Source organism: Desulfofundulus thermocisternus DSM 10259 (assembly GCF_000686645.1).
GTDB lineage: Bacteria > Bacillota > Desulfotomaculia > Desulfotomaculales > Desulfovirgulaceae > Desulfofundulus > Desulfofundulus australicus.
The window spans coordinates 176241-185867 of record NZ_JMLG01000001.1 but is presented as its reverse complement, the minus strand read 5'-3'; the positions used below and the strand labels follow the sequence as shown (position 1 = coordinate 185867).

Below are 9627 nucleotides of genomic sequence, written 5' to 3'. Positions count from 1 at the left end.
CGTCCACCCGCACCAGCACGGCATCGCCCTGGGCGGCACCGCTGCAGATGGCTGCGATGCCCAGCCCGCCGCCGCGCCGGCGCAGCTCGTAGATGAGGGTCATCAGGATGCGGGCGCCGCTGGCACCGATGGGGTGGCCGAAGGCTACCGCGCCGCCGTTCACGTTTACCCTGTCTTTGGGCAGGCTGGCAATCTTGGCGCTGACCAGGACCACGGCGGCAAAGGCCTCGTTCACTTCGAAAAGGTCGATGTCATCCACGGTCAGACCTTTTTTGGCCAGCAGCTTGTTGATGGACAGCCCGGGTACGGTGGCGATGTACTTGGCGTCCTGGGAGACCGAGGCGTGCCCCAGGATGGTGGCCAGGGGTTTTATGCCCAGTTCGTCAGCCTTTTCCCGGGACATCAGCACCAGGGCCCCCGCCCCGTCGTTGACCCCGGGGGCGTTACCCGCCGTAACCGTATTGTTGGGGTCGAATACCGGCGGCAGGCGGCGCAGGGCCTCCAGGCTGGTGTCCCGCCGGGGCGCTTCGTCCGTGTCCACCGTTTTCGGGTCGCCCTTCTTCTGGGGTACGGTCACGGGCACAATTTCTTCCTTCAGCCGGCCGGCATCTATGGCCGCTATGGCCAGCCGGTGGCTGCGCAGGGCCCATTCGTCCTGTTCTTCCCGGGAGATGCCGTATTCCCTGGCCACTTCCCCGCCGTGGATGGCCATGTGCCGGTTGTAGAAGGCGCACCAGAGACCGTCGTGAACCATCAGGTCCACAAACCGGGTGTCGCCCATGCGCAGGCCCCAGCGGGCGTGTACAAAGTAGGGGGCGTTGCTCATGCTTTCCATGCCGCCGGCCACGATAATGTCGGCGTCGCCGGCCCGGATGATCTGGTCGCCCAGGGTTACCGCCCGCAGGCCGGAGGCGCAGACCTTGTTGATGGTTTCCGAGGGCACTTCCCAGGGCAGGCCCGCCAGCCGGGTGGCCTGGCGCGAGGGGATCTGCCCGCAGCCCCCCTGCAGCACCTGCCCCATGATCACGTTTTCCACCTGTTCCCCGTCAATACCCGCCCGCCGGAGGGCTTCCTTGATCACCACGCCTCCCAGCTGGACGGCGGTGAGGGGGGCCAGAGCCCCGCCCAGTTTTCCAAAGGGTGTCCTGGCTGCACTGACAATTACTGTTTCCCGCAAAGGTTTATTCCTCCTTTATTACCGGACAATGATCAGCAGGTTTTTCAAATCTTGAGTATTCACCAATCGGTTTGTTGGTGAGAGGAGCAAAAATTATACCAGCATTCGAGAGGGGGGTGAAGGGGGGAGGGTGGCAGGAGGCAGTTGTCATAAAGTTGCGTCAAGACTAATTATTTTTTCGATTCATTCTTTTTGGGGGCAGCGGGCAGGTTTGGCGGAAAAGTTCGGGGTAATTATTTATATTTTAAAATGTAAACAGTCTACATTAGTAGACAAAAGGGTGAACGGTAATTTACATGGTTCTAAGGTTTTACCGGCCAGAGCAAAAGGCAGGCCTGTGAGTTTTATGTGCCCTGCAGGAAATCAGGTTTTGCCGGAGGGCAGGTGGCGGCCCCAGGCCAGGTAGAGGGCCAGACCGATACCAAAGAAAGCGGTGGAGAACAGGCCCCAGGCAATGATCTCACCCAGCGGCTTGCCCCGCCGGCGGGCATCCCACATCACCCACAGGCCGTTGGCCAGCATTAAGGAAAGCAGTATCCAGTTAATAACCAGCGCAAGCTTGGTGGACACAGTTTTCTTCCTTTCAGATAACGTCCCAGCGGGGACAGCGGGCCCCCCAGCGGCCTATGACCCTGTCCCCCTCATAAATCTCGGCAATTTCACAGGAGTTGGGGCAGCCGTCGCACTCAAAGCTCCTGGTATGGTAGGGGATTTCCGAGATGCCAAAACCTTTAAATGAGGTCTGACCGGTTCCGGCTACCTTCTCGGCAGCCAGCTGCGCGGCACCGATGGCGCCCATGATTTTATGATGTTCCGGTACCAGCACGGGCATACCCAGGGCCCGTTCAAAAGCGGCCTTTATACCGATATTGGCGGCCACACCTCCCTGGAAGACCACCGGGGGAAGGATCTCTTTGCCCTTGCCCACATTATTCAGGTAATTGCGTACCAGGGCCTCACAAAGGCCGTTGATAATATCCGGCAGGGCATGGCCCATCTGCTGCTTGTGGATCATGTCGGATTCGGCAAAAACCGTGCACCGGCCGGCAATGCGCACCGGGTTGGTCGACTGCAGGGCCAGTTCGCCGAACTGTTCGATGGGGATGTTCAGCCGGGCGGCCTGTTGATCCAGGAACGAGCCGGTGCCGGCTGCACAAACCGTGTTCATAGCAAAATCTACCACTACGCCGTCGCGGAGAATTATAATTTTGGAATCCTGCCCGCCAATTTCCAGTACCGTTTTTACATCGGGTACCAGCATGCTGGCAGCCACGGCGTGGGCTGTAATTTCGTTCTTGATTACATCGGCTCCCACCATAACGCCAGCCAGGTAGCGCCCGCTTCCGGTGGTGCCGACACCCGCTATTTCCAGCCCCGGTTTGATGCTTTCCCTGGCTGCCTTGAGGCCATTCTGAATGGCTTCAATGGGGCGGCCCCGGGTGCGCAAGTAAAGGCCGGTGAGGACTTCTCCGGCCTCGCTTAAGATTGCGATGTTGGTGCTTACCGACCCTACGTCAATACCCAGGTAGGCTTTCATTGTTCTTCCCTTCTTGCTGCATAAAATGGTAAGTATGAATGAAAGAGTAACAGAAAGAGTATTATGGCCAGTAGTTTATGCCCGTTATTATTTCTTTTAAGCCGTGCGGCGGGCGGCTTTTTTGCGCCGCATTAGATCCACAAAGGCCTCCAGGCGGGTGGCCATGCCTGCCTTGCCTGTTTGTTCATCCAGGAAGAAGGTCAGGACAGGGATATTGTGGTCTTCGCTTACCCGGGGCAGGATAGTCCTGGCTACGATTTCCGGTATGCAGGTAAAGGGGGCAAGCTGAATAACCCCGTCGAACCCCCGCTTGGCATAGAGTACCGTATTGCCAATCGAGTCGCGGCCGTGCCCTCCCAGCAGTTCGGGCAGGTAAGGCAGGGCGGCTTCTTTCACTGTCAGGCCTTCTGTGGTTTCTGCCCAGGTGTTGTCCCTGGTCCAGCCGGTCAGGAACAGCGACCTTTCCACTTCCACCCCCAGGTTTCCCAGGGTTTCTTCAATTTCCAGGTTGCTGGCCGGTTCCAGGAGGACATATACCTCACCGACGATGCCCACTCTCAACACATCCCGGTAAGGATCCTGCGGTACTTTTTTCAGTTCTTCGATGGCGCTTTGTTCGGCTTCTTCAATTTCTGCGAGGCTGTATGCCCTGTCAATCCACTCCAGTACCCGCCGGTAAGCGCGGGTGGTGGCACCCCGGACGGTTTCCCGGGGGCGAATTTTGTGGGTTAGCTTTTCCACATTATCCAGCGCCTGGAGTTTGCGCCAGGCCCGCCGGATGCACTCGTAGATTGCCCGGTAAGACATACGATGGGGGTTGAGCCGCTGGATGTTATGTAAAAATTCCAGGGGATAGAGCCTCGGTGGTTCAAAAACTACAATATCTACCTGGTAGCCCAGGGAGCGCAGGATTTTTTTATGCAACTGGGCATAATGACCCGCCCGGCAGGGTCCAACCCCACCGCTGGTAATGATGAGCTCCACCCCCTGCGGGCAGGTTTCCAGGTAGGTGCCGAGAAGTATTTTTACCGGGAAGCAGGCAAATTCCGGCGCATAGCGTACCCCCAGATCCAGGGTGCGCTTGCTGGGCCGGGGAGGGAGAATAACCTCGTTCCCGAGATCCTCCATAAGCATTTTAAAGCTGCGGTACGATTCCCCTACATGGGGGAAAGTGATCCTGGGCATTGAAGACCCACCTCTTTTTTGCGCATAACCATATCCACAAAGGCTTCCAGCCGGGTAGCGATTCCGGCATCGCCGCTGTGTTCATCGATGGAAAGGCTCATGAAAGGAACGTTCCGGTACTGGTGAACTGCCATCTCCAGATATTTTCCCACCAGGGAATCGGGCCCGCAACCAAAAGCGGTTACGTGGATCACTCCGTCTATATTTGTCCGCCGCAGAAGGTAATGGGCCGCCCGCAGGACCAGATCGCCCAGGGTCCAGAACAGGCGCTTTTCCAGGTAATCTTTTTGCCTGTAAAGGACCCGGGGTGCCAGGTTTTCCACGGTAACCACGTCGACCCCCATTTTTTTCAACCGTCCCAGCAGGCCCACGCTTATATACTGGTCGTACACCAGGTACGGATAGCCCAGCACGGCAAAAGTGAGGCGGCCCTTTTTTTTCGGTGGCCGGCTGCCTGTCTTCAAAATTTGCAGGGCTTCGTGAGGCGACCAGCCTTTCCTGAGCAGGGAGAAGAAGCGACGCTCTGTGGCCATGGCTTTGCGGTAAGCCTGGATAATAACCCTGCCGGTGGCACCCAGAACCTGACCTGCCTGCCGGTAGGCTTTAAACAGGGCGTCCCTTTCTTCCCTTACGTCGATCCGCACATCTATCAGGGGGGGAACGTTTTTAATGGAATGCAGGATCATGTCCGGCAGCCCCAGGAATTTGGGGCAGTAAGTTGTTTCCCTGTTTAAACAGACCACCCTGGGGATGAATAAATAGTCAACCTGACCCACCAGGGCTTTTACATGACCAAAATATAATTTGATGGGCACACAGGCATCGGCCAGGGCCTCCTTCACCCCCAGATCGAGAATTTCTCTGGTAGTGTTTCCCGAGGGGATTACCCGGGCCCCCAGCTCGCTGAAGAAAGTATTCCAGGCCGGGTAATAAAGATAGTACAGGAGTGAAGAAGGGATACCAACCCGGACAGCCAAATCAAAATCTCTCCTTTTACATAGAAAAAAATAACATTGCGCGGACCTGTTTTATAATTCTCTTTAAGGGCGGCAATTCCTTTTTTAAATTTTACAGTACGGTCCGGGCGGCGCTTGCTCCTGCTGTAAAACCGGGGTACATGGGGAATTTACTGACAATCTGTGAGTACATGAAAGCTTTTTTAATACCTGGCGGTGATAAATTTTTCGCCAATCACTCTCCAGCTATCGGGATCTTCCATTCCCAGCCGCCAGATGGCGGCTCCCTTGAGGTTGTACCTGGTAATCAGGTCCAGCTTACCTGCCCAGCTGCTGGCATTTTCAAACCATACCTCGTGGCGGGAGCCGTTTTCATCGATGTAAGTGAAGTAAGGTGCCTGGGCCCAGGTATTCCAGCGAACAGGAGCGCCGTACCAGCGGGCAGTTTCCAGGGCCAGTTCATGGGATAGATAGCGGGGAAAGCCGCCATCATAGTTCCAGTCAAATCCATAGGCAGGTATGCCCAGCATGACCTTAGGCGCTGGAATCTTGCTCACCGTATACTGAACCACTTTTTCCACCCAGGGCAGTGAAGCTATAGGGCCGGGGCCGCTGTAAGCTCCGTGTTCATCGTAGGCCATAACCACCACCTGATCGGCATAGCGGCCTATGGTGGCGTAATCAAAGGAATCACCCCAGCTCATGTTGGGAGCATCGCTGGTTTTGGCCGGTAAGGCCACGGAAATATAGTATCCTGCTGGCTTGAGCTGGGCGGCCAGCTCAATTAAAAACTGGTTAAATAACTGGCGATCCGAGGGGTAAATATCTTCTATGTCAATCTCCACTCCATCAAAACCGTTTTCCTTCAGGAGATAGAAAATATTCATCACCAGGGACCACCGCTTCTGGGGATCGGACAGTATACGGTGGGCCACATCCCTGCCCTGGATGCCATTTCCGTAAAGCAGGTTATGTACAAGGGCCAGAACCTTTACCTTATTTTGCCGGGCCACGGTAAAAAGCTCCCTGAACTCCTTTTCCGGGATATCTCCAAGGGTGTCGAGACTTCCCGTTCCACTGGCATTTAGCCGGTAGCGGAAGGGGGCGATGAAGGTAAGTTGAGAGCCATGATTGCTCAGGCTGGACAGGGAAGAGGGCAGTGGTGTTTCTTTCCCCGTATAGTAGCCCATAATGATTTTCTTTTGCCTGGACGGTATTTTTTGTTCCGTTAATTGTGTGAGAAGAGCGCTGGTCTGGGGCCCGACAATGCCGTCAATGATCAGGTTGTAATCTGCCTGCAATTTAATGACAGCAGCTTCTGTCAGGGGGCCGAAATAACCGGTGGCCGGTGCGGCCAGATAGCCCATCTGGCGCAATTTTTCCTGGAGGGCAACCACGTCCGGACCGTAATCTCCCTGCCTTAAGTACTGGCTGGCGTAAGCGATACAGGTAAAGTTAAAGGTAAAGATCATTAAAATTAACAACGGGATAAGTTTTTTCCTGCAATTAAACATAACTACCTCCCCTGGTTTTTATCTCCTAAAATTTTACCAGGCTTTTTCCGGGAAAGCATTAAAAAAATCATACCATCTGAGGAATTATGTAGAAAAAAGTAGAAACCGGAACCGCTTGGTTCCGGTTTCTACACTTCCGCATAAGTTCTGGCTGGACGGGAGGGGCCGCTTGCTACTGGATATCAACCCGGTAAACATTTCTTTTGCCGGGTTCTTTTTTGGGAATGCGCACTTCCAGGATCCCGTTTTTATAAGTAGCCCTTGCCTGATCGGGTTTGACTTCTACCGGCAGAGGCAGGGTGCGGCTAAAGGTTCCGTAATAGCGTTCGCTGTGATAGTAACCCTCCTGCCTTTCTTCGGCACCCCTTTTAAATTCTCCCCGGATGCTGAGGGTATTTTCGGTCAGGGTTACTTCCACGTCGTCCCTGGATGCTATCCCGGGCAGCTCTGCCGTGGCCACAACTTCGTCATCCGTCTGGTAAATGTCCACCCGCGGGTTGATGCCATCGGTACCCCAGAAAGGCATCCCGCGGAACCAGGGGTTGTTGAAGAGCCGGTTCATTTGCTGGCGAAGTTCATGAAAAGGTTCCCAGCGTACAAGGTCCATGGCCGCATACCTCCCCAAAAAGTATTTCAATTAGATCTTGTACAGAATAGGGGCAGATATACATTTAAAAAAGATCGCCTTTAAAGGTATGCCGCTGCTTCGGGAGGAAAAGGACGGCCGGTAACGAAGCTTGTTATAAGCAAACTTGGAAATATTCAGGGAGGGTTGTATTTTGGCCTGGATGAATCTTGAGCCTGCCCACCGGCAGGCTAAGGAAGAATTTGCCCGGCGGGATCCGGAAAGCATGGCCTTTAATGCGGCTGTCACTTACCGTCAGGAAACGCAAGAATTTGTCGTTCCCTTCCTCGGTGTCGATTATCTGGTTAAATACCCCGGTGGTGAGGTTGTAGATACTTCTTCCGGCCCGGAAGTACCTGAAGAAATAAAAATTGTTCTTTTACACTACCTGGCCAGGTCTTCCCCGGCCCGGGTAGAAGGGCGGTTGATTTCCTTCCAGGAACTTCCCGGCGGGTTCATTTATACCGGCCCCTTTAATAACCGGGCGGTACGCCCCCTGGTAAGTCTTTTCGGAGATAAGCCGGACCTCCTGGTGCAGGCAGCGAAGATGCTGGGGGGCTCGCAGGTGGCTCTGGGAGACGTGGCCGTAAATATACCGGTGCTGCCCAAAATACCTGTAACTTTTGTCCTGTGGCTGGGCGATGATGAATTTCCTCCTTCAGGAAATGTCCTTTTCGATGCTTCCGCGCCCCGCCACCTGCCCACAGAAGACTATGCGTTATTACCCGGCCTCGCGCTGGGCAAGATGAGGAAAATTATTCAGTCCGGAGGGAGATAACATTGGCCTTTTTAACCGAGAAGAGATTGGATTCCCGGATGGTTTACCGGGGAAAGATCCTGAACCTGCGCGTGGATACGGTGCTCCTGCCCGATGGCCGTACCGGTACCCGGGAAGTGGTGGAATATGCCGGCGCGGTGGCCGTAGTGGCCCTGAACGAGCAAAAGGAAGTTTTTCTGGTCCGGCAGTACCGTTACCCGGTGGAAAGGGAACTTCTGGAGATACCTGCCGGTAAAATAGAAAAAGGAGAGGATCCTCTCCAGTGTGCCAAAAGGGAGCTGGCGGAGGAAACCGGCTTGAGGGCCGAACGCTGGCAGCAGCTCTGCAGCTTTTACTCCACTCCGGGATTTACCAGTGAGAAAATGCACTTGTTCCTGGCCCGGGACCTGCATCTGGAAAGGCAGCACCTGGACGAAGATGAATTCGTCCAGGTGGTAAAAGTGCCCCTGGACGAAGCCCTGGCCATGATCTGGCGGGGGGATATTTGCGATGCCAAGTCTACTGCCGGCCTTCTGGCCGCACATTATCTCCTGGAACGGGAGAAAGCTTAAAAAGCAGGGTATATGGCTTTATGGCGGTAGGAATCAAAAATAATCCTCCCGCCTTTTAGCCTGGCCGTTATGGGAAACAGGCTGCTCCGGGGGATTGCAGCCGGGCTGGCGGTAACTCCGGCAATGGACAAACAGGCTGCCTGTAATTTCAGAGCGGTAATGGTAGCCGCAGTGTTTCCTTCCGCCCCTGCCTGGACAGTTCCCCGGCAGCAGCCCATGATAATGACGCTGCCGGTGGCAATAACCCGGGCTCCGGGGTGGATGTTGCCTACAATTACCACATTTCCCTGGTGCCGTATTTCCTGGCCCGAGCGCAGGGTGCCTTGAACCAGCCGGGCGGGTTCACCCGGAAGGACAGCTTTTCTCTGTTCCACCTTTTTCTCCAAAGGCCAGGATATTTCCGGTGAGGGGATAAGACCATACTGGCGGCAAATATTTTCCAGTTCCGAGCGCTGGCGGCCGGTAATGGCCTGCCCGTAGACGGCAAAACGTGCTCCCCGGAAAAAGCCCCGGGAAGATTCCATCTTCCGCTTCAAGTGTAACTTGATATCTTCAAATTCACGGGTGGAATCAAGAAGTATTACCAGTCCTTCCCGGGTTCCTTTGATGCTGACCAGTTCCCTGGGCACCGTACCCAACCCCTTTATCAAGGATAAAAGATAAAAAGCTTGCTTTTGGCGGAACGTCTCCTGCCTTATTTTTTTCGGTTTTAGAGGTATGGCCTGAAAAGCATATTTCGATTTTTAGCGTCACATTCCTGCTCTAAAAGAAAATATTGCCGTCTAATAATATGGTAATGTCGCAAAAACCGGAACTGGATAGCTGGTGGTTGTCCCCGGAGGTGCGAGCGTTGCAGAGAATTTTGTGACCGGCCCGGATTACGGGACGACGGGGTATGACCGCTGGTACGGATATGCGACAGCATCTGTATAAAAAGAATGCTTTTGCGGTAACTTTTACAATAGAATTTCATTGCGGGAAGGAGTGAGGAGAAGATGGCCATCATGGAAATAAGTGTAATGCCCATGGGTACCGATCATCCCAGCATCAGCAGCTATATCAGCCATTGTTGTGAAGTGCTGAAAGAAGAACCCGGCCTTAAATACCAGGTTACACCCATGTCCACCGTAGTTGAGGGAGAGCTGGATAGACTGCTGGAAGCGGTTAAAAAAATGCACCGGGCTCCTTTTAACGACGGGGTTATGCGGGTGGTGACCTCAATTACCATCGATGAACGCCGCGATAAAGAGGAGTCTATGGAAGATATGGTTCAGGCGGTAATGTAAGAAGAATTTTTCGAGGGG

General features: G+C 54.4%; 11 protein-coding genes. 3 read left to right on the top strand and 8 right to left on the bottom strand.

Going from position 1 to position 9627, the window contains the following annotated elements; translation table 11 throughout:
- The 7 genes from BR83_RS14650 to BR83_RS0100960 all read right to left on the bottom strand — a co-directional run.
- Positions 1-1177, bottom strand: a 1177-nt coding sequence (locus tag BR83_RS14650) for an acetyl-CoA C-acetyltransferase (RefSeq protein WP_207640163.1), incomplete at its 3' end; no start/stop codon positions are given.
- A 363-nt stretch (positions 1178-1540) separates the two neighbouring features.
- Entirely contained in the window at positions 1541-1747 is a 207-nt protein-coding gene (locus BR83_RS0100985; protein WP_027355516.1) for a hypothetical protein, read from the bottom strand.
- 13 nt (positions 1748-1760) lie between these two features.
- Complete coding sequence (locus tag BR83_RS0100980; RefSeq protein ID WP_027355515.1) at positions 1761-2714, bottom strand: acyl-CoA dehydratase activase; 954 nt, start codon at positions 2712-2714, stop codon at positions 1761-1763.
- A 96-nt stretch (positions 2715-2810) separates the two neighbouring features.
- Positions 2811-3899 carry a CoA protein activase gene (locus BR83_RS0100975; protein WP_027355514.1) on the bottom strand — a complete coding sequence of 363 codons (1089 nt, stop codon included), beginning with the start codon at positions 3897-3899 and terminating at the stop codon, positions 2811-2813.
- On the bottom strand, positions 3872-4876 hold the full coding sequence (locus BR83_RS14645; protein WP_034634180.1) for an acyl-CoA dehydratase activase-related protein: 1005 nt from the start codon (positions 4874-4876) through the stop codon (positions 3872-3874). The genes BR83_RS0100975 and BR83_RS14645 overlap by 28 nt, the downstream gene beginning before the upstream one ends.
- A gap of 182 nt (positions 4877-5058) precedes the next feature.
- A complete protein-coding gene (locus BR83_RS14640) occupies positions 5059-6369 on the bottom strand; it encodes a glycosyl hydrolase family 18 protein (protein ID WP_051617712.1) in 1311 nt (436 codons plus the stop codon).
- Between the two features lie 172 nt (positions 6370-6541).
- Complete coding sequence (locus BR83_RS0100960; protein ID WP_027355513.1) at positions 6542-6976, bottom strand: Hsp20/alpha crystallin family protein; 435 nt, start codon at positions 6974-6976, stop codon at positions 6542-6544.
- Positions 6977-7157: 181 nt separating this feature from the next.
- On the opposite strand from BR83_RS0100960, the gene BR83_RS0100955 reads away from it, so the two are divergent.
- Positions 7158-7772: a DUF3786 domain-containing protein gene (locus BR83_RS0100955; RefSeq protein WP_027355512.1), complete on the top strand. Its 615-nt coding sequence runs from the start codon at positions 7158-7160 to the stop codon at positions 7770-7772.
- 2 nt (positions 7773-7774) lie between these two features.
- The gene (locus tag BR83_RS0100950; protein WP_027355511.1) at positions 7775-8323 is read left to right on the top strand and encodes an NUDIX hydrolase; all 549 of its coding nucleotides are present in this window, start codon (positions 7775-7777) and stop codon (positions 8321-8323) included.
- On the opposite strand, the gene BR83_RS0100945 is transcribed toward BR83_RS0100950, so the two are convergent.
- The gene (locus BR83_RS0100945) at positions 8320-8952 is read right to left on the bottom strand and encodes a septum site-determining protein MinC (RefSeq protein ID WP_034634178.1); all 633 of its coding nucleotides are present in this window, start codon (positions 8950-8952) and stop codon (positions 8320-8322) included. The two genes, BR83_RS0100950 and BR83_RS0100945, sit on opposite strands and share 4 nt — an antisense overlap.
- Positions 8953-9318: 366 nt before the next feature.
- Here BR83_RS0100945 and BR83_RS0100940 point away from each other — a divergent pair, with 366 nt between their 5' ends.
- Positions 9319-9609, top strand: coding sequence for an MTH1187 family thiamine-binding protein (locus BR83_RS0100940; protein WP_027355509.1), 291 nt, complete (start codon positions 9319-9321; stop codon positions 9607-9609).
- Positions 9610-9627 lie beyond the last annotated feature (18 nt).